The 19,959-nt window shown below is 67.0% G+C and carries 18 protein-coding genes; 9 read left to right on the top strand and 9 right to left on the bottom strand.

Features of this window, described 5'->3' with window-relative positions; all coding sequences use genetic code 11:
• The first annotated feature begins 4 nt into the window (after positions 1-4).
• The gene (locus ACN2C7_RS08085) at positions 5-718 is read left to right on the top strand and encodes a helix-turn-helix transcriptional regulator (protein ID WP_419320973.1); all 714 of its coding nucleotides are present in this window, start codon (positions 5-7) and stop codon (positions 716-718) included.
• Here ACN2C7_RS08085 and ACN2C7_RS08080 read toward each other — a convergent pair.
• The 3 genes from ACN2C7_RS08080 to ACN2C7_RS08070 form a co-directional block, all read right to left on the bottom strand.
• The gene (locus ACN2C7_RS08080; protein WP_419320971.1) at positions 715-1,686 is read right to left on the bottom strand and encodes an alpha/beta hydrolase; all 972 of its coding nucleotides are present in this window, start codon (positions 1,684-1,686) and stop codon (positions 715-717) included. The two genes, ACN2C7_RS08085 and ACN2C7_RS08080, sit on opposite strands and share 4 nt — an antisense overlap.
• A 78-nt stretch (positions 1,687-1,764) precedes the next feature.
• Positions 1,765-2,571, bottom strand: a complete 807-nt coding sequence (locus ACN2C7_RS08075; RefSeq protein WP_419320969.1) for a TrmH family RNA methyltransferase — start codon at positions 2,569-2,571, stop codon at positions 1,765-1,767.
• Positions 2,572-2,592: 21 nt separating this feature from the next.
• Positions 2,593-3,849 (bottom strand): MFS transporter, encoded by a 1,257-nt coding sequence (locus tag ACN2C7_RS08070; protein WP_419320967.1) that lies wholly within the window; start codon positions 3,847-3,849, stop codon positions 2,593-2,595.
• A gap of 204 nt (positions 3,850-4,053) precedes the next feature.
• On the opposite strand from ACN2C7_RS08070, the gene ACN2C7_RS08065 reads away from it, so the two are divergent.
• The gene (locus tag ACN2C7_RS08065; RefSeq protein ID WP_419320965.1) at positions 4,054-5,112 is read left to right on the top strand and encodes a LacI family DNA-binding transcriptional regulator; all 1,059 of its coding nucleotides are present in this window, start codon (positions 4,054-4,056) and stop codon (positions 5,110-5,112) included.
• A gap of 35 nt (positions 5,113-5,147) precedes the next feature.
• On the opposite strand, the gene ACN2C7_RS08060 is transcribed toward ACN2C7_RS08065, so the two are convergent.
• Positions 5,148-6,692: a methyl-accepting chemotaxis protein gene (locus tag ACN2C7_RS08060; RefSeq protein ID WP_419320963.1), complete on the bottom strand. Its 1,545-nt coding sequence runs from the start codon at positions 6,690-6,692 to the stop codon at positions 5,148-5,150.
• A gap of 219 nt (positions 6,693-6,911) precedes the next feature.
• Here ACN2C7_RS08060 and ACN2C7_RS08055 point away from each other — a divergent pair, with 219 nt between their 5' ends.
• The 4 genes from ACN2C7_RS08055 to ACN2C7_RS08040 are packed head-to-tail and all read left to right on the top strand — an operon-like array spanning position 6,912 to position 10,442.
• On the top strand, positions 6,912-8,027 hold the full coding sequence (locus ACN2C7_RS08055; RefSeq protein WP_419320962.1) for an ABC transporter permease: 1,116 nt from the start codon (positions 6,912-6,914) through the stop codon (positions 8,025-8,027).
• Entirely contained in the window at positions 8,024-8,875 is an 852-nt protein-coding gene (locus ACN2C7_RS08050) for an ABC transporter ATP-binding protein (protein ID WP_419320961.1), read from the top strand. The genes ACN2C7_RS08055 and ACN2C7_RS08050 overlap by 4 nt, the downstream gene beginning before the upstream one ends.
• Complete coding sequence (locus ACN2C7_RS08045; protein WP_419320959.1) at positions 8,875-9,813, top strand: MlaD family protein; 939 nt, start codon at positions 8,875-8,877, stop codon at positions 9,811-9,813. Before ACN2C7_RS08050 ends, ACN2C7_RS08045 begins: the two co-directional genes overlap by 1 nt.
• On the top strand, positions 9,810-10,442 hold the full coding sequence (locus ACN2C7_RS08040; protein WP_419320957.1) for an ABC-type transport auxiliary lipoprotein family protein: 633 nt from the start codon (positions 9,810-9,812) through the stop codon (positions 10,440-10,442). The genes ACN2C7_RS08045 and ACN2C7_RS08040 overlap by 4 nt, the downstream gene beginning before the upstream one ends.
• A 51-nt stretch (positions 10,443-10,493) precedes the next feature.
• Here ACN2C7_RS08040 and ACN2C7_RS08035 read toward each other — a convergent pair whose 3' ends face one another.
• Positions 10,494-11,258: an NUDIX hydrolase gene (locus ACN2C7_RS08035; RefSeq protein WP_419320956.1), complete on the bottom strand. Its 765-nt coding sequence runs from the start codon at positions 11,256-11,258 to the stop codon at positions 10,494-10,496.
• Between the two features lie 77 nt (positions 11,259-11,335).
• Positions 11,336-12,469, bottom strand: a complete 1,134-nt coding sequence (gene spbR, locus ACN2C7_RS08030) for a pole-localized protein SpbR (RefSeq protein WP_419320955.1) — start codon at positions 12,467-12,469, stop codon at positions 11,336-11,338.
• 160 nt (positions 12,470-12,629) lie between these two features.
• Here spbR and ACN2C7_RS08025 point away from each other — a divergent pair, with 160 nt between their 5' ends.
• Together ACN2C7_RS08025 and ACN2C7_RS08020 are read left to right on the top strand one after the other, a co-directional pair.
• The gene (locus ACN2C7_RS08025; protein WP_419321435.1) at positions 12,630-14,429 is read left to right on the top strand and encodes an ATP-binding protein; all 1,800 of its coding nucleotides are present in this window, start codon (positions 12,630-12,632) and stop codon (positions 14,427-14,429) included.
• Positions 14,430-14,523: 94 nt separating this feature from the next.
• Complete coding sequence (locus ACN2C7_RS08020; RefSeq protein WP_419320953.1) at positions 14,524-15,711, top strand: CaiB/BaiF CoA transferase family protein; 1,188 nt, start codon at positions 14,524-14,526, stop codon at positions 15,709-15,711.
• Here ACN2C7_RS08020 and ACN2C7_RS08015 read toward each other — a convergent pair.
• Positions 15,701-16,558 carry a transglycosylase SLT domain-containing protein gene (locus tag ACN2C7_RS08015; protein ID WP_419320952.1) on the bottom strand — a complete coding sequence of 286 codons (858 nt, stop codon included), beginning with the start codon at positions 16,556-16,558 and terminating at the stop codon, positions 15,701-15,703. The genes ACN2C7_RS08020 and ACN2C7_RS08015 overlap by 11 nt on opposite strands.
• A 203-nt stretch (positions 16,559-16,761) precedes the next feature.
• Here ACN2C7_RS08015 and ACN2C7_RS08010 point away from each other — a divergent pair, with 203 nt between their 5' ends.
• Positions 16,762-17,469 (top strand): energy transducer TonB family protein, encoded by a 708-nt coding sequence (locus ACN2C7_RS08010; RefSeq protein ID WP_419320951.1) that lies wholly within the window; start codon positions 16,762-16,764, stop codon positions 17,467-17,469.
• A 74-nt stretch (positions 17,470-17,543) separates the two neighbouring features.
• Here the strand turns inward: ACN2C7_RS08010 and ACN2C7_RS08005 are convergent, their stop codons facing one another.
• Together ACN2C7_RS08005 and ACN2C7_RS08000 are read right to left on the bottom strand one after the other, a co-directional pair.
• Positions 17,544-18,707, bottom strand: a complete 1,164-nt coding sequence (locus tag ACN2C7_RS08005; protein ID WP_419320949.1) for an acyl-CoA dehydrogenase family protein — start codon at positions 18,705-18,707, stop codon at positions 17,544-17,546.
• 16 nt (positions 18,708-18,723) lie between these two features.
• Positions 18,724-19,758, bottom strand: coding sequence for an NAD(P)/FAD-dependent oxidoreductase (locus ACN2C7_RS08000; protein ID WP_419320948.1), 1,035 nt, complete (start codon positions 19,756-19,758; stop codon positions 18,724-18,726).
• Positions 19,759-19,959: the final 201 nt, after the last annotated feature.

The following is a 19,959-nucleotide window of genomic DNA, read 5'->3' as shown; positions in this document are numbered from 1 at the left end:
CCTCATGAGACGCGCCGAACGCCTATTCCAGATCATCCAGATCCTGCGCCGCAGCCATTCGCCTGTCACCGCCGACGCAATCGCTGTCGAACTCGAGACTTCCAAGCGCAGCGTCTATCGCGACATCGCCGCCCTGGTCGGGCAGCGCGCGCCGATCCGGGGCGAAGCGGGCGTCGGTTATGTGCTGGAGGCCGGATTTGACATGCCGCCGCTGATGCTGACCCCCGACGAGATCGAAGCCGCCGTACTCGGCGCCCAATGGGTGGCCGGCCGGGGCGATCCGGTGCTGGCCAAGGCGGCCCGCGACCTGATCAGCAAGATCGCCGCCGCCGTGCCCGAGCGATTGCGGCCCTATGTGCTGGAGCCCGCAACGGGCGCAGCGCCGGCCTGGAACGCCGCGCCCGACGGGCTGGACATCGCCCAGGCCCGCGCCTGGATCCACGCCGGCCGCAAGATCCGGCTGGACTATCGCGATGAACAGGGCGCGGTCAGCCAGCGGGTGATCTGGCCGGTGACCGTAGGCTATCGCGAGACTGTCCGCATGCTGATCGGCTGGTGTGAGCTGCGGCAAGACTTCCGCACCTTCCGCACCGACCGCGTTGTCGACGCCCAGTTCCTCGATGATCGCCATGGCCAGCGGCCGGGCCAGCTTCGGGTCCGCTGGCAAAAGCATATCGAAGCGGAACACGCCGTCTGGAAGCGCCAGAATCCAGACTAGAGCCCGTGGCGCCTGGCGAAGGTCTCGAACAGACCCGGCCAGGCCGAAACCGGCTTGCCGGCTACAAAGCGCAGGCCAAAGCCGTGGCCGCCTTCCTCGAAGACGTGCATCTCGGTCGGGATGGCCTTGGCCTTGAGGGCCGAGAACATCAGCAGAGAATTCTCGACCGGCACCGACTTGTCGTCCGCGGCATGCAGCAGGAACACCGGCGGCAGATCGGCGCTGACCTGTTTCTCGGGCGAATACAGCACGACCTGCTCGGACGTCGGGTTAGGGCCGAGCAGTTGCTTGCGCGATCCGCCGTGCATGGCGGCAGGGTCCATGGTGATCACCGGATAGATCAGGGCCGACAGATTGGGGCGGGCCGAAAGATCGTCGGCGGCGTCTATCCGCTCATAGACCTTGGCGGCGAACCGGGTCGTCAGGCTGGCCGCGATGTGACCCCCGGCCGAGAAGCCCATGATGGCAATACGGTCGGAGCTGAAGCCCATGGCGGCGGCGCGCGACCTGACCAGACGCAGGCCCCGCTGGGCGTCCTGCAACGGCGTATCGGGCCCCGCGGCCCAGCCGTCGCCCGGCAGACGATAGAACAGGACGAAGGCTGTATAGCCCCGGTCGGCGAGCCAGCGGGCGGTCTCGTAGCCTTCCTTGTCCTGAACCACCCGCTCATAGCCGCCGCCGGGCATCAGCACGACTGCGGCGCCGTTCGGAGTCTTGGGCCGGAACACCACCAGGGTCGGCTTGCGGGTGTGAGTCAGGGCGCGGTCGCGCAGACCATCGGGGTCGCCGCGCTCGATGACGGCTTCGACGGCGGTGACCTTCGCGGCCCCGGGCGGGCCGGCCGGCCAAAGCTCGATAATCTCGGTCGGGTCGGTCATGGGAAGGGTCTCCGCTTTCGCCCCGCGCGCCAGGCCCGAGGCCAGCAGGCCCGTGACGAAGGTGGCCAGCGCGCCGCGACGATTGAGCATGGACCAGACCTTCCGGCGAACTGACTGACGTTTCGCCGCGAACCTTAGGACCCGTCCCGGATTCAGGAAACCGGTTTCCTAGCGCTCGGCGAACCGCAGGTGATGCAGAACGACGCCGCTGGTGGTGGCGACATTCAGGGAGTCGAAGCCGCCCGCCATCGGTATGCCGATCGGCCGGGCGCGGGCCATCAAGGCGGCCGAAAGCCCGGGCCCCTCGGCCCCAAGCAACACCGCCGAACGCTCTGGCGGCCTCAGTTGGGCCAGGGTTTCGGTGGCGGCCGGCGACAAGGCCAGGACCTCGAAACCATGGCGTTCCAGGAGCCCGGCGAGGTCCTCGTCGCGCGCCAGCCAGGCGGTGGGCACACTGAGCGTCGCGCCGACCGACACCCGGATGGCCTTGCGGTAAAGCGGATCACAACAGTCGCTGTCGAGGATCACGCCCTCCACGCCAAAGGCCGCCGCGTTACGAAAAATCCCGCCGATGTTGTCGTGGTTGGCGATGCCGCACAGCACCAGCACCACCGCCCTGCCCTGCAATGACGCCAGTAGCGTATCGGCCGCCATCGGATCGGGCTTGCGGCCCACCGCCAGGACGCCGCGATGCAGATGGAAGCCGGCGACGGCGTCCAGCACCGCCTGCTCGACCAGATAGACCGGCGTCTCGTGGGCCAAACCCGCGAACACCTCGTCCAGCTTGTCGCGGCGCTTGGGATCGATCAGCAGCGAGACTACCCGTTCGGGCGCGTCGCGGACGAAAGCGCGCAGCACCGTCTCGCCCTCGGCGATGAACAGGCCTTGGCGGCCGACCAGATCGCGCTCGCGGATGTCGCGATAGGCCGCGACGCGCGGATCGTCCGGATCGGTGACGGTGATGAACTGCGGCACGGCTGCGGGCTTCCGAGAGGCTTACCGCACGCCTCGTATCGGCAGGATGGCCAGACCGCCAGCCATGGCGAGCGCGGCGGCCACCAGGAAGAAGGCCCGGAAGTCCATGTGGCTGGGCCCCAGCGATACAAAGGCTAGCATCGGCGCCAGGGCTTGCGGCAGGGTGTTGGCGAGATTCAGGACGCCCAGGTCCTTGCCTGCGTCGCGCTGCGAGGGCAGCACCTGGGTCACCAGGGCGATGTCGACGGCGTAGAAGCAGCCCGCCCCACAGCCGAGCAGGACATAGGCGCCCAGCATGACGGGCCAACTTGGCGTCGTCGAGAAGACCACCATCGCCAGACCCATGGTCAGGGCGGCTCCAGCGGCAAACAGCTTTCGACGCTTCAGACGATCCGACAGGATGCCGCCCAGCAGAGCGAAGGTGACGTTGGAGGCCGTCGAGACCGTCGTCAGGATCGCCAGCCCCTCCTCGGCCCGGTGGCCCGGGAACAACCGCGAATAGCCGAAGGCGTCCTGCAGGAAGTACAGCATGTAGCCCTGCACCAGGCTCAGAGCGACCAGCACCAGGAACCGACCCAGCCAGGCGAAGGCGAAGTCGGGGTGCTTGCGGGGATTGACCCAGAGGCCGGCGATGAAGGCACCCAACTGGAACGGCGGACGCGAGTCGCGAGCCAGCGGCTTGTCGTCGAGCTTCAATACGAACGGGGCCAGGGTGATCAGCAACACCAGGGCGATGGCGACGTAGCGGGTAAACTCGGTCACCAGCAGGCCGCCGATCAGCACGGCGCCGGCCATGGTGCCAATCGGATTGCCCAGACTGAGAAACGCAGCCACGCGTCCCTTCTGGGTGTCCGGCACCCGGTCTGGCAGCACAGCCACGAGCGCCGAGAACATCAGGTTGAACATCAGCTGAAAAAGAATGATGCCGCCAATCAGGGCCATCGGCGTCTTGGCGGCCATGATCAACAGATAGGCTCCGGCCGCGCCCAGCGAGCCGACCACCATCCAGGGCCGACGTCGGCCAAAGCGCGAGGTGGTGCGGTCGCTGATCGCGCCAGCCAACAGGTTGGCCACGCTGGCGACCAGGGCGCCATAGAACGCCACCTGGCTGAGCAGCAGGGCCTTGTTCGCGGGATCGATCGCCTCGGCCTTCAGGGGCAACAGCACCTGCAACAGAGGCATGAAGCTGACGAAGGCGCCGATCTGGGCCAGGGTATAGGCGGCAATGAAACTGGTCCTGACCGGCGTGGCCGGCCGGGCTTCGTCGCTTGGCGACATAGGCGCTCCCCTAGCACGGTCTGCGCCGCGTCTCGGGTCAGACTGGCCTTCCGGGTCGGCCGACACAAGGCCGCACGCATGTCATTGGCCGATGCCCTTGAACCCGCGTGAATTTTTCTCGCCGCAGGCGTCGCTAGAGCCACAAGAAATGCTCTAGGCTGCACTGATGGGTTTGAGTCTCATTCGACAGGACTTGGCGGTTCAATGGCCTCGGTGACGATCTACGACGTCGCCGCACGGGCTGGCGTCTCCATCAAGACCGTTTCCCGGGTCATGAACAAAGAGCCCAATGTGCGGCCCGCCATGCGCGATCGCGTGCTTGAGGCGGCCAGCGCCCTGGACTACAGCCCGAACCTCTCGGCGCGCAGCCTGGCCGGTTCGCGGTCCTTCGTGATCGCGGTGTTCGTGGACGCCGCCTTGACCATCGACCACTGGCGCAGCGAGCGCGGCGCCGATTATCTCAGCCGTATTCAGCTGGGCGCGACGCTGCAATGTCGCGATGCCGGCTATCACCTGCTGATCGAACTGATCGACCACGATGCCCCACGCGTCAGGCAGGAGGTCGCCGCGCTGCTGGCGGCGCTCAAGCCCGACGGGGTCATACTGACGCCGCCCAGTTGCGACAACGAGACCGTCCTCGAACTACTCGACAAGGCCGGCACGCCCTATGTGCGGCTTGGCCCCGAGCGCCGGGACGGCGTTGGACCCCGCGTGCACATGGACGACTTCGCCGCCGCGCGGGAGATGACCCAGCATCTGGCCAGCCTGGGCCATCGCCGCATCGGCTTCATCGTCGGCGAGCCGCGCTACGGCGCCAGCCAGGCTCGGCATGGCGGCTATCTGGACGCCATGAAGCAGCTTGACCTGCCGGTCGCCGACAGCTGGGTTCGGCAGGGCGATTTCACATTCCAGTCGGGCCTTGATCAGGCCAAGGCGCTGCTCAGTCTGCCCGACCGTCCGACCGCGATCTTCGCCAGCAACGACGACATGGCCCTGGGTTGCCTGGCCGCCGCAGCCGAGCTTGGCCTGATGGCGCCCGGTGATGTCTCCGTGGCGGGCTTCGACGACAGCCCCAGCGCCCGCTTTAGCCGGCCGCAGCTGACCACAGTGCGCCAGCCTGTGGTCGAGATGGCCTCCCTGGCAACCCGGCTCCTGATTTCCGGGGTCATCAAGGGCTCAGCCTCGAAGGGCGAGCCCCTGGACGAGCTGTTGCCCTTCGAACTCATTCACCGGGCGTCAACCGCCCCGCCCCCCTCGCCCTAGAGCGAAACCTCGTCGAGGCCTGGATCGGGCCGGGTTCAACGGCCCGGGCGAGCAAAGGCGGCGACCCGGGCGCGCGCCGCGTGAACCGGATTTTGATCCGGCGCCGGCTCTGCCTGGGTCTGGGTCTGGCCGCCCGTGCGGAAGGCCCCGACACGATTGGCAAGGTCGGCCGCCTCTACGCGCAAGGTCTGGGTCGACTGGCTGGACTGATGGACCATCGCCGCGTTGCGCTGGGTGACCTGATCCAGCTGGTTGACCGCCGTATTGACCTGACTGAGGGCCGAGGCCTGCTCGTTGGCCGACGCGGCGATCTGGTTGATCAGGCTGTCGATACCGCCGACCTTCTCGACGATGCCGCGGAGAGCCGCGCCCGTCTGGCCGACCAGATCGACGCCCTCGCCGACCTGCCGGCTGGATTCGGCGATCAGTGACTTGATCTCCTTGGCGGCGTCAGCCGAACGCTGGGCCAGCGCCCGCACCTCTTGGGCGACGACCGCAAAGCCTCGGCCGGCATCGCCGGCTCGGGCCGCTTCAACGCCCGCGTTGAGGGCCAGAAGATTGGTCTGGAAGGCGATTTCGTCGATGACGCCCAGGATCTGCGAGACCTGATTGGACGAGCCTTCGATCTTGGTCATGGCCTCGGCGGCGCGGGTGACCACAGCGCCCGATCGCTCGGCCTCTGCGCTGGCCTCGCTAACCCGAACGGAGACTTCACGGGCGCTCTGGGCGGTCTTGCCGACGGTGGAGGTCAGAAGATCCACGGCGGCGGCCGTCTGCTCCAGGGTCGCGGCCTGCTGCTCGGTGCGTTGGGCCAGATCGTCGGCGCTGCGAGCGATATCGTCAACGCCCGAGCGGATGCCCGATGACGCGCGCTCGACGGCCTTCATGGCCTCGCCCAAGGCGATGGCGGCCTGATCGAAATCACGCTTCAACGACTGAAACTCGGGCGACAGGGCGCCATCGACCCGCGCCGACAGATCGCCAGCCGCCAGGCGGGAGAGCGCCTCGCCGATGGCCTTTACCGCCTGGGCTTGCTCCTGGGCGGCGACCTCACGTTCGGCCTCAAGTTCGGCCCGCTCTTCCTCGATCACGGTCAGATAGCTGGAGACCGCCAGTTCCATGTCCAGGAACACGGCCTTGTTCAGCGCCACCAGCTTGTCGGCCAGATCAGCGTCAGACTTGGCGCTGGCGAACAGGCCCTTGGCCCGCTTGCCAACAATGACGCGCACGAGTTCTTCGGAGACGACAGCGTAGCCGCCCATGTACCAGCGGGGCTCGATGCCCGCGTCCACGTGGGCGCGGCCTATGCGTTCGACGTCGCGAATATAGTCGGCCCCATAGTCGGCTGTGATCAGGCGACGCCAGTGACTGGCCTGAGCGCGTTCGGCCGACGCAATGTGACCCTCGTCACGAAACTTGCTGCGTGTTTCCGGGAAGGCGCGCACCTGGCCGTAGAACTTGCCCAGAGCATCAGAGATCTCGGAATCAATGAGCGGCTTGAGGGCGCGCAGCGCGGCGCGGTCGCGCTCGTCGAAGCGCATAAACGACATACGCTCATCTAGCTTTGGGTTAGCGCTCATGCCGTTGGCTCCGACTCGAAAGTTACGGCACCAGACCTGAACTTAATTTGTTAACCATGATTGAAGCCTGACGCGAAAGGCGCATGTGTCGCACCGGAAAGGTCCCCGCGGGGGCGTTTTCGGAAACCTGGCCTCGATCGCAACAAGCTGCGCTTTGGCGCGTTTGGGGCTATTCAATTGATTTGCTAGGCTTCACCCACAGGGGATCTGTTCGCGTCCATGGCCGTTCCAGCGGAATTCAGCTTTGATGAGACGGGCGGCCAAAGAACCGTCGTGTTGTTTGGGGACTGGACGGCGCGTGGCCTGTATGACACCGCCGGTCGGCTGGCCGAGGCCTTGATCGGCTCCGAGGGGGTCTGCCTCGACCTCAGCCAGATCAACCGATGCGACACAGCCGGCGCCTACGCCATCATCCGCGCCGCCGATGGCCGCAAGTCGGCTGGCGTGATCAAGGCGCGCAAGGAAACGCTCCGTCTGCTCGAACTGGTCGGCAATGCGGTTCAGGTCGAGACCGAGGTCAAGCGGCGCCCCCCCGGCGTCCAAGCCCTGCTGGAGCGCATCGGACGGGGCATGTTCGGTCTGGCCGCCGATGGCTATGGCACCCTCGTCTTCCTGGGCCACTTGCTGACGGCGATCGGTCGCTGTGTCGTGGACCCACGCCGCATACGCTGGGCGCCGATCATTTCTCTGGCCGAGCGTGCGGGCCTCGACGCCCTGCCGATCGTGGCGATCACCACCTTCTTTATCGGCGCTGTCGTCGCCCTGCTGGGCGCCAACATGCTCATCGACTTCGGCGCCCAGGTCTATTCGGTTGAACTGATCGGCATATCGGTGCTGCGCGAGTTCAACATCCTGATCACCGCCATCCTGCTGGCCGGGCGCTCGGCCTCCAGCTTTGCCGCCGAGATCGGCTCCATGAAGATGAACCAGGAGATCGACGCCATGCAGGTGATGGGCGTCGATCCCTATGAGGCCCTGGTCCTGCCGCGCTTCGCTGCGCTTCTGCTGACGATCCCGCTGCTCACCTTCGTCGCCACCCTGGCGGGCCTGGCGGGCGGGATGATGGTGGTCTGGGTCGTGCTGGACCTGTCGCCCAGCTTCTTCATGCAGCGCATTGTCGACTATGTGGGGCCCACCCATTTCTGGATCGGCATGTCCAAGGCGCCTGTGATGGCCACGGTCATCGCCGCCATCGGCTGCCGTCAGGGCATGGAGGTCGGCAACGACGTCGAATCCCTGGGTCGACGGGTCACCGCCGCAGTGGTTCATGCCATTTTTGCCATCATCCTGATCGATGCGATTTTCGCCCTGATCTACATGAAGCTTGACATATGACGGTCGTGCGCAACCCGGGCCCCGCCCCCCAGGCGGACGTTGACGTTGACGACGACGCCCACCCCATCCAGATCACGGGTCTGGTCTCGCGCTTCGGAGAGACGGTCGTTCACAATGGCCTCGACCTGACCGTAGAGCGCGGCGAAGTGCTGGGCGTGGTGGGTGGGTCCGGCTCAGGCAAGTCGGTGCTGCTCAACAGCATCATCGGCCTGAAGGTCCCCGACGGCGGCGTCGTCAAGCTGTTTGGCCACGACATGCGCACCGCCAATCGCCGACGCTGGAGCTCGCTTGAGCGCCGCTGGGGCGTGCTTTTCCAGCAGGGCGCGCTGTTCTCGAACCTGACGGTGCGAGAGAATGTCGCCGCTCCACTGTTCGAGCACACGCAACTGCCCAAACGCGAAATCGAGGAACTGGCCGATCTGAAGATCGCGCTCTCGGGCCTTCCCGCCCGCGCCGCTGACCTCAAGCCAGCCGAGTTGTCGGGCGGCATGCGCAAGCGCGCCGGTCTGGCGCGAGCCCTGGCCCTGGATCCGGAACTGCTGTTTCTGGACGAGCCGACTGCAGGCCTGGATCCGATCGGCGCAACGGCCTTCGACGAACTGATCAAGGACCTGTCCGACAGTCTGGACCTGACGGTGTTCATGATCACCCACGATCTCGACAGCCTCTACGCGATCACCGACCGCGTCGCCGTCATCGCCGACAAAAAGGTGGTGGCGCTGGCGCCGGTGGCGGAGCTCGAACGCTCCGATCATCCGTGGATCAAAGAATATTTCCTGGGACCGCGCGGACGCGCGGCGAGCCGCAAGACGGCTTCGGCCCAGACCAGTGCGACGAGGACCAGCTGATGGAAAGAAACGCCAACTACGCCCTGGTCGGCGCGGTGACCCTGTTCCTGTTCATGGGACTGGTGGTCTTCGTGGTCTGGCTGGCCAAGCTCAGCTTCAACCAGGAATACGACCAGTACGACATCCTGTTCGTCGGGCCGGTGCGCGGCCTCTCCGAGGGCGGCGAGGTGCATTTCAACGGCATTAAGGTCGGCGAGGTCGCCAAGATCGCCCTCGACAAGAGCGACCCCAACCGCGTGATCGCCCGGGCGCGCGTCACCTCGGATGTGCCGATCAAGACCGACAGCTACGCCACCCTGGAGCCGCAGGGCATCACGGGCGTCAACTATGTCCAGATCACTGCCGGAACGCCCGACAAGAAGCTGCTGAAGGATACGGTGGAAAACGGCAAGGTTCCGGTGATCCGCAGTCAGCGCAGCGCCCTGTCTGACCTTCTGGAGGGCGGCGGCACCGTGCTGACCCGCACCATCGAAGCGCTGGACCGGGTGAACCGCGTATTGTCGGACGACAACGTCAAGACGTTCAGCGCCGCGCTCAACGACGTCCAGGCCGTCACCTCAGAGCTGCGCGAACGCAAGGCGATCATCGCCGACGCCCAGAAGGCGTTGCAAAGCATCGACGCCACCGCGCAGTCGATTGCCGATCTCTCCAAGTCCACCGAGAGCGTCGTCAATGGCGACGCCAAACGTTCGCTGGCCGAGCTGGCCGACGCCGCGACCGAGCTGAAGGGCGCCGCCAAGGACGCCCGCGGCATGATCTCGAAGCTGGAAGGCCCCACCAGCGACTTCGCCAGCACGGGCCTGCCCCAGCTTTCAGCCGCTATCGTCACTCTGCAGTCGGCGGCCGAGTCGCTTGACCGGCTGGTCGGCGACGTCGAACAAAACCCGCGTGGCCTGGTCAGCAAGGCGCCCGCCAAGGAACTGGAGGTCAAGCCGTGAACCCGATCCGCTTCATCCCGCGGGCGCTCGCCGTCGCGGCGGCCGCCATGGCCCTGACCGGCTGCATCACCCTGCTCCCGAAGACCGAGCCGGTTGGCCTCTATCGCTTCGGCGTCGAGCCCGTCGCGGCCGCCAAGGGACCGCCGGGCGCGCTGTTTGGCGTTTTCAAGACGCCGACGGTCTTTACGCGCGCCTCGGCCGGCGACCGCCTGTTGACCATCACCAACGGCGAGGCGGCCTATATCGCCGGCGCGCGCTGGGTGTCCCCGGCCAGCATATTGTTCGACGAAGCCGTCGCGCGCGCCTTCGAGGCCGATCCAGGCCGCGCGCGGCTGATCGGTCGCGGCGAGGTGGCCAAGGCGGATCTCGTCCTGCGTCTGGAAGTACGTTCGTTCGAGGCCGTCTATGTCGACGGACCCAAGGCCGCGCCCGAAGTCCTGGTGCAGGTGCGCGGCGTGATCAATCGCAACAACGACCGCGCGCTGGTCGGTGATCAGGTGTTCGAGGCTCGCGTAAAGGCTTCGAACAATCGCGTGGGCGCAATCGTGGAAGCCTATGACGAGGCCACCGCCAAGGTGCTGACCGACCTCACCGGCTGGGTCAGCGCGTCAGGCGCCGGCATCAAGTAGGCCCTCCAGCCGTCTTCGGGCGAATCGAGAGCCGTCTCGCACAAAGACGCGCTACAGCGCTGACAAAGGCTCAATCACGTCGCCATAGCCGGCGTTGGCCGGGATCCTCAGCCCCTGCCCCTCGACCCAGGGCTCGACCGCGATCAGCGGGCGGGTCAGCGACCGCGCGATCGCTTCGGTGGGGCTGGCGCTCTCGGCTAGAAGCTGCAGGTTCATGCGGGTGGGAAAGATCACCTTGCGGGTTCCGGCGGCGGCCATTTCCAGCGCCTGGGCCGGCGCGATCCATTCTGCATCGACGGCCTCGTGGCCATCGCAGATCGCCTGTTGAGCGCCCGGCGCATGGGCGGCGTAGAACCAGGTGTCGAACCGCTTGGGCATCAGCTTGGGCGTGATCCATCGCGCGAAGATGGTCAGGGCGGCGAGGTCCAGCGTCAGACCCAGATCGCCTACGACATCGATAAACGCCATGCGGTCCTCGGCCACCGCCGCGCGGACCTCGACCGCCGCCTCGCCCTCATAGAAGGCCCCACTGCGGTCGCGCGCCAGCAGCACGCCCGCCTCCTCATAGGCTTCGCGAATAGCGGCGATGCGCAGGGCAGGCCCGTCTTCGCCGACAGCATCCCATCCGGTGGCCAGGTCTCGCCAGCGGGGATCGTCGTCGCCGGAATGACTCTTGCCGCCCGGAAACACCAGGGCGCCGGCGGCAAAGTCGATCTGATGGTGGCGCTTGACCATCAGCACCTCGAAGGCGGGCGCGTCTCGAAGCAGCAGTACGGTGGCGGCCGGGCGGATCAAATCATGCGAAGAGTCTGACATCGCGGGAGATTGACGCGGTTCAGACGGCTTGCACAGTCAAGATTGGAACAAGTGTTCGACTGGCGCCCGTTTTCGGCTCAGCCCGTGGCGGCATGGTTCTGGCGCGCGAACCGGTCCATGCGCTCCAGCAGGTAGTCGGAGTCCTCGCGCGAGATCGACTGTGGCGAGGTCAGGAAGCGCTGGATCATGTGCTCCTGGAAGCGTTCGCGATCCTGGGTGCGGCCGTCGAATTCCATCGCGTGGAAGGCGTCGACTCCGGCGCGGAAGGCCGCATACAGCCGCGGCGGCAGGCCCGCCCGCTCGCAGATCGCCTTCAGGCCCAGCTGCCCCGCATCGTGGATCATCAGCCATGTGCGATGATGCGGCACCCCGGCCAGTTCGGCGACAGCCCACTCGAAGAAGGTCATGTGACCGTGCGCCAGGGCGCGCAGCAGGAGTGACGGCGTCAGACGCTCCACGCGATTCAGGTGCTGGACGAAGGCCTTTGGATCGGCGGTGCGGCCGGCCTGATCGACCAGATCGATCGTCGCCCGTTCCTTGGCGCCGACCACCAGCTCCAGCACCCGCTCGGGCGACAGCGCGTGGTGGCTGAGAATATGATCGCGCAGCTTGTCGCCGACCATGTCGATCAGCCGCTCGCTGACCGCCAGCGGCAGGGCCGCGCGGTAAGCGACGGCCTGCAGGATCTGCTCGGACTTGGAGAACCGGTCCAGCGCCTTCTGCAAGGCGACGTCGGAGAAGCGGGCATTGTCGTTGGCGCAAATGACCGCCACGGCCTCTTCTGTGCCCGACTCGACCAGAACCGCCGTGACGCGGGTCGAGAGCTTGGGTCTGCGGGCCACAGCCATCTGCCGCGCCGCGCCGCCCATGCGGACAATCTCGGCCAGGTCATTGTCGCTGAAGACCGGCGAGAAGGTGATGATCGGCAGCGAGATGCTTTCGACGTCGCGGGCCAGGCGGTTGGCGACGTCCGGCGGCAGGCTGGGCGAGTTCTTCAACGTCACGGCCATGGCGCGGCGAACCAGCTCGGCGGCGTCGGTGGCCATCACGCGCAGGATGTCATGAGCGATCTGGCGTTCGTCGTCCGCCAGTTCGGCGCGGTCAATCGTCCGGCAGAGCTTGTGCGCCGCAAGGGCGCGCTCGTCGGCCGTCGCGCCCTTCACGAGCATCCGGATATCGTTGTCTGTAAGCGCCGCGCGGGTAGTGGCCATGGGAGGTTCGCCGAACCAGAGGAATGCAAGTGACCCCTATCATCCCCTGTTAGGCTTAATGATTGTTTGAACCTCAAACCTGTGGATTAACGATACCCCGTAACCGGACGCAAACCGTGACGACCTAGGTTCCTGGCTCAACAGCTGAGGAATGCGATCCTTGTTCGCCGAGCGCCGCCCTACTGAGCCCCCGACGCGCGGCGCGAACCTCGCCATGGCGCTCGACGCCCAGACAGCGCTGCTGCCTTATGCGCTTGGGGTTTTCGCGATCAGCCTGCCCATCTTCGTCTGGGCGGGGTCCTTCGCCGACGACGCGCTCTGGATGGTCGCCAGCCTTATCACCTTCGCCATCAACTGGGGGGCCTTCTACGGCGCCGTCAGCTGGCTGCGCGGCGAAGGGTCGCAAGATCTTGAACGACGCGCCCGGGTCCAACTGCTTGGAGGCCTGCTCTGGGCCGTCACCGTCATCCAGCTTTCGGCCTTCGCCAATGCTGCGGGGCCCGCGCGAGAGACCCTGTTGCTGCTGGCGACGGCGGCGGCTGTGATGTGCATCTTCTTCTCGGCAACCTCGCTGCCGGCCCTGCTGCTGACGGCGCCCATCGCCGCCGCCGGGCCCCTGATCGCGCTGTTCTCGAGTCCGGAAACCCGGCACGCCGGCGTCATGGCCTGGGGCGCGATCGCCCTGACCCTGGCCCTGTCCCTGGTGCTCAACCGCATGATCCGCCGCCAACACGCCCTGGCGCAGGTTCACGAGCGGCTGATCGAAGAGCGCCTGGCCGTGCTGGACGCCGCTGAGCGCACCGCGCGGTCCAAATCCGATATCGTCGCCACCCTCAGCCACGAGATCCGCAATGGTCTGACCGGCGTTACCCACGTCCTAGCCGCCGCCGCCGGCAAGGGCGGCCGCGCCGCCCCATCCCGCGAGCAGTTGAACGCTGCGCTCGACGCCGCCCAGGATCTGATCGCGGTGCTGAACGCCACGCTCGATTCCGAGACCGCCGAATCCGGTCGTCTGGCCGTCGACGCCCTGCCCTTCGAGCCTGTCCGCCTGCTGCGCGACCTGACGCTGCTGGAACGCCCGCACGCCCTGGCCAAGGGCCTGGAGCTGGCCATCCATGTCGATCCGCTGCTGGAGCGCCGCACCCAGGGCGCCGTGCTGGCCGACGCCATGCGCACCCGGCAGATCATGGCCAACCTGCTGGGCAACGCCGTCAAGTACACCGTTCGCGGTCGTATCGAAGTCCGTATCGAGCGGCGCGGCGACGTCGTGGCCATCGAGGTGGCGGATACCGGCCCGGGCCTGTCGGCCGAAGAACTTGAACAGGCCTTTGAACCGTTCCGCCGGGTCGAGCGCACCGGCGCCGGCGTCAATGGCGCGGGCCTTGGCCTGTCTCTGTCGCGCCAGCTGGCGCGCCTGATGGGCGGCGCTCTGGAGGCGCGCAGCGCCGTCGGCGTGGGCAGTTGCTTCACCCTGACCCTGCCTTTCGACGATGCCCTGACCTGCGAAACCGAAACGGCCGAGGAAGCCGCCCAGGCGGCCGAGGCGCCCGGCTCGCCGCGCAGCCTGCGCGTATTGATCGCCGAGGACGACGCCCTCAACGCCGCCATGCTGCGCGCCATCCTCGAACAGCTGGGTCATCAGGTGGTCCACGCCCAGAACGGACAGCGCGCCGCCGACCTGGCCAGGATCGCCGACTTCGACCTCCTGATGCTCGACGGACGCATGCCCGTACTGGATGGCCCTGGCGCCGCCGCCGCGGTTCGCGCCCTGGACGGCAAGAACCGCGACATGCCGATCATCGCCGTGATCGACGGCGACGCCGACGAGGCCAGGGACTGCATGGACGCCGGCGCCGATATCGTTCTGCGCAAGCCGGTCACCGTCGCCGGCGTCGCCCGTGCAGTCGCCGACGCCTCGGCGCTGGGACGCCTGACGGTCGCCGGCCGGGCCGCAGCCTAGAGGCCTTTCGCGCGGCCTGCCGCTGGGTAAGCCTTCCACCAGCCCCTTCCCTCGCCCACACTCGTCACAACGAGAAGAAAAGCGGGAGGATGCGATGCTGGAAGGACTCCGGGTCGTCGAGCTGGCCACCTATATCGCCGCGCCTGGCGCTGCGGGGATCATGGCCGACTGGGGCGCCGACGTGATCAAGGTGGAGTCGCCCGAGGGCGACCCGATGCGGCGCTTCTTCGACACGATCGCCTCACAGCAGGACGCCAATCCCGTCTTCGAGCTCGACAACCGGGGCAAGCGGGCCGTCGTGCTGGACATTCGCTCCGACGCCGGACGCGAGGCGATGAAGGCCCTGGTCGCCACGGCCGACGTCTTCCTGACCAATGTTCGCCCCGGCGCCCTGGCGCGGGCCGGCCTGGACCACGAGACGCTGAGGGCGCTCAACCCACGCCTGGTCTATTGCAGCCTCACAGGCTACGGCCTTGAAGGCCCGGATGCCGACAAGGCCGGCATGGACGTCGCCGCCTTCTGGTCGCGGGCGGGCGTCGGTTCGATCACCGCCCCGAAAGGCGCCGAGCCGTTTCCGATCCGCACCGGCATGGGGGATCACGTCACCTCGCTGGCCACTGTCTCGGCGATCCTGGCGGCGGTGTTCGAGCGGCAGACCACAGGCGTTGGCCGCCTGGTTGAGACGTCTCTGCTACGGACCGGCGTCTATGCGATCGGTTCCGACATGGCGATCCAGTTGCGTTTCGGGAAGCTGGCTTCAACCCGCGGCCGGCGCGAGGCGATCCAGCCCCTGGCGAATTTCTTCAAGACCCGCGACGGGCGCTGGATCTGCCTGCTACCCCGCCAGGGCGCCACCGACTGGGCCCGCATCGCCCAGGCCGCCGGCAAGCCCGAACTGGTCGACGATCCACGCTTCGCCTCCGCCAAGTCGCGCCGCGAGAACACCGCCGCCCTGGTCGATCTTCTGGACGCGGCCTTCGGCTCCATGGACTACGAGGACGTCGCTGCGGCTCTCGACGAGGGCGACCTGACCTGGGCGCCCTATCAGACCCCGCGCGAACTGGTGGGCGACCCCCAGGCCGAGGCGGCAGGCTGCTTCGTGGACACCCCCGATGGCGCCGGCGGGACGTTCAAGGCGCCGGCCTCTCCGGCCCGCTTTCCGGGCGCCAAGGATGGCCCGCGCGGCCCCGCACCGAAGCTGGGCGCGGATACGGCGACGGTCTTCAGGGAACTGGGGTGGTCCGAGGGCCAAATCGCGGCCCTGACGGGGCCTAGCGGTTGATCTTGTCGTCCTTGGCCTCGGCCAGGACGCGCAGCATTTCGCTGGAGAACATCGAGCTGGCCAAACGCTGACCGGCGCCCGCGCCCGAGCCCAGACTGCCGAACGTCGTATCGGCGTCCTGGGATCCGCGCAGGATCAGTTGAACCACCGCTTCCTGCTGGTGGAGGCGCTCCAGGCGACGACCGCTGGCGTACTGGACAAAGCCCTGGTCGGCGCCGGTGTCTCTGGAGGGATCGACCGCGCGGCTGGCGCCGCCGGTCTTGGTCAGGTTGGCATAGACCTCGCCCACGGTGGCCGAACGACCGTCACGATAGAAGATCGAACGATTGGCCTGGGCGGCGTCGGGAAACATCGCCGCGGCGCTGGCGCCGGGGGTCTTGTTGGCGGCCTCAATCAGGCGCGCCGAGCCCTGCGGGCCCAGGAAGTGTGCGGCATAGAGCTCACCGGCCGTCGGGGTGCGACCCACCCTGCCGCGCAGATAGGATGCATGGTCCGAGGCCAGCTCGCCGGCCATCAGGGACGAGGCATGCGGATCCATCTTGAGCGCCAGAACCGCCTTGCGGGCCTCATCGCCGGCCACCTTGAAGCGACCATCCGAGCCCTGCGAGATCAGGTCGGCATAACGGGCATAGCCATATTTCGCGCCATGCTTCTTCAGCGTGCCCAGCCACGTCTGATCGACGAACTGGAACAGGCCCGAGGCCGACGAGGTCCGCGCCTTGGCGGCGGGGTTGTAGCCGCTCTCGCGCTTGGCCGTGCCCATCAGGAACGTGAAATCGACGCCCGTCGCGCTGGACGCGCGCTGGATCGCTGATTCTACGACACTGCGGATGGATTGGACGGCCATGACCTCCATGCCTGAACGATCATGGTTAATCGGCCCTTAACCAAGTCAGCTTGGCAGGCGCGCGGCGCAACATGCCGCACCACGGCGCAGGGAAAATTACAGACGTACAAATTATCGATGATAGATTACGATTGTCAATTTACAGCGCCCGCACGCCGTGATGATCTGGACTTACAAGCGTAATGTTCGAAAGGGAGATCATCATGGCCATCGCGCTCAATCCCCAAGGCTCCGGTATTCCACGGCTGGACCGAGACCCGCGCAAGCCCTCGCCTGTGCTGGTCGTGGCGCTCGGCGCCTCCGCGGCCTTCCACATCGGTCTGATCGCCTATCTCGCCTACACCAGATACGTGACGCCGCTGCCGGACGCAGGCGAAGACCCGGTCATCATGATCCAGCCCCCCTGGATCGAACCGCCGCCTCCGCCGCCACCGAAGTCGACCGAGCGACCACCCTCGAACCCGATTCCCTTGCATCTGCCTCTGGTGACGCCCTTCAAGCCGCCGGTCACTCTGCCCGTCACGCCGCCGGATCTCGTCGCGCCGCCCAGCCTGACGGGCCCACCGACCCTGACCTCGGATCCGCCGTTGGTCAGCCCTCCGGTCGCTCCGACGGCCAAGGTCATCACCCGCGCCAACTGGCTGCGCAAACCCTCGGCCGGCGATCTGGCGCGCTACTATCCCGACGGCGCGGCCCGCCGGGAAATCTCGGGCAGCGCCACCCTGAACTGCGCCGTGGCGGCCAATGGCGCGGTGCGCAACTGCATGATCGTGTCGGAGACGCCGGTCGGCGAAGGCTTCGGCGACGCGGCCCTGAAGCTGTCGCGCTTTTTCCGCATGAGCCCGCAAACCGAGGACGGCCAGGCCGTCGACGGCGCGACGGTGCGCATTCCCATCCGCTTCAGTCTGTAGGCCGACCCCGTTCCGGCTTCCTTCCAGACTGAGGCGGTGGCCGGACCTCTCCCTCGAGGTCCGGCCTTTTCCTGTCAGTAGCTCTTGGGCAGGCCCAGCACGCGCTCGGCGATGAAGTTCAGGATCATCTCGCGGCTGATCGGCGCGATGCGGGCGATCATCGCCTCGCGGAAGTAGCGCTCGACGTCATATTCCTTGGCGTAGCCCATGCCGCCATGCGCCAGGACGGCGTTCTCGCAGGCCGTGAAGCCGGCCTCAGCGCCCAGATATTTGGAAGCGTTGGCCTCAGCCCCGCAGTCCTTGCCCATGTCGTAGAGCGCGGCCGCCTTGAAGGCCAACAGGTTGGCCGCCTCCAGCTCAGCCCACGACCTGGCCAAGGGATGGGCGACGCCCTGATTCTGACCGATCGGCCGGCCAAAGACCACGCGCTCCTTGGCGTAGGTGGTGGCCTTCGCCAGGGCCGCGCGGCCCAGGCCAACCGCCTCGACCGCGAACAGCACCCGCTCCGGGTTCAGGCCGTGCAGCAGATAGGCAAAGCCCTTGCCTTCCTCGCCGACCAGGTCCTCAGCGGGCACGAACAGGTCCTCGATGAAGAGCATGTTACACTCGACGGCCTTGCGGCCCATCTTCGGGATCGGCTTGGCTTCGATCTTCTCGCGATCGGTATAGAACAGGCTCAGGCCCTGGGTCGGCTTGGCGCACTGATCCTTTGGCGTGGTGCGGGCGATGATCAGGATCTTGTTGGCCCGCTGGGCGCCGGTGGTCCAGATCTTCCGGCCGTTGAGGCGATAGCCACCGTCAACCTTCTCCGCCCGGGTCTCCAGGCTGGAAGTATCCAGGCCCGAATTGGGCTCGGTCACGGCGAAGCACATCTTGTCCTCGCCAGAAATCAGACGGGGCAGATGCCTGGCCCGCTGTTCGTCGCTGCCGAACTTGACGATCGGCATCGGGCCAAAAATGTTCAGGTGAATGGCCGAGGCGCCCGAGAAGCCCGCGCCCGATTCGGTCACGGCCTGCATCATGATCGACGCTTCCGTCAGGCCCAGGCCCGCGCCGCCGACACTCTCCGGCATGGCCACACCCAGCCATCCGCCCTCGGCAATGGCGGCGACGAAGTCCTCAGGGAAGTTTCCGCTCTCGTCGGTGCGGCGCCAGTAGTCGTCGTCGAACCCTGCGCACAGCTTGGCCACGCCCTCGCGGATCGCTTCCTGTTCTTCGGTCAGCCAAAATCCGGACATCTCTTCCCCTGCTTGCCTATGCCTCGGGCTCTCGATCGAAACGGCGCGCGTCGAACTGCGCCGCATCAGGACCCGGGTCCTTGCCCGTCAGATACGCCGCGACCAGACCTGCCACAAGCGGCGCCAGCAACCAGCCGTTACGTCGCGCGCCGACCGCCAGCATGACACCTGGGCTTGCGCTCCAGCCCACCAGCGGCAGGCCATCGGCTGTCGAAGCGCGGACACCAACCTGCGTTGTCGCCGTCACGCCCGCCAGATCGGGCCGCAACGCCGTCGCCGCCTTCAGCAACGCAGCCGTCTTGAGCGGATCAGGCGCCAGATCATCTCGCCCAAGCTCCATCGTCGCCCCCACCACCATGGGCGCGCCAGGACAGAGATAGACGCCCGCCCCGCGCAGGACCGATCCGGCGCCCAGATCATGATCCAGACGAAGGATCTGTCCCTTGATGGGCGCGAGGACCACCGTTTCCGGCGCCAGGGCCCCGCTTCGCGCTGTAGCGCCGGTCGCCAGCACCAGGGCGTCGAAGCGCTCTGCCCGGCCGCCCGACAGGCTCAGGAGGCCGTTCTGGTAGGCGGTGACAGAAGCGCTCTCGAAACGGACGCCCAACGCGCTCGCCGCAGCTCTGAAAGTCGCCAGCGCAGCGTGAGCATCCAGCCGCCAGTCCTCGGCGAGGCGCAGTGCGCCATCCGCATGGTGATCGTCAGGCAGACCCAGGACACGCCGCCGCGCCTCGACCCCGGCGAGCCATTCGGCCTCGCCTTCGATGCGGACGCCATCGTTCAGGATCTCGATATCCAGCCCAGCGACAAAGACCGGCCACAGGTCTCTGGCCCGCCGCAACAGGGCCAGATGGGGGGTGGAGGCTTCATCGAACAGCGCTTCGCTGGCGGGTGCGAGCATGCCGGCCGCGACGCCCGAGGCGTTGTCGCCAGGCGCGGCCGGATCGAAGACCGTCACGGCCAGTCCAGCTCGCGCCAGGGCCAGGGCCGTCGCCGAGCCGAAGGCCCCGGCGCCGGCCACCGCAATACGCGCGCCTGACACAGTTCCCATGCGGCGCAATCACCTCCCGAGGCGCCAAAGGTCAAGCCCTTGCTGCCCAGAACTTTTGCTCGCCCAGATTAAAAGGCTCCACCCTGACGCGCATTGACGCAGTGTGGGTGCACAGACGTGACTATGACGGTCAGGTCGGGCTATCTTGGGGCGTCCAACTGCGCCGCTCTCTAGTGAGGCTTTGTTCCGCGCCGTTGGAGG

The sequence above is a fragment of the Caulobacter sp. ErkDOM-E genome, from assembly GCF_048541895.1.
GTDB lineage: Bacteria > Pseudomonadota > Alphaproteobacteria > Caulobacterales > Caulobacteraceae > Caulobacter.
Note: the sequence above shows the minus strand (reverse complement) of the source record. Positions and strands in the feature narration are given on the sequence as shown.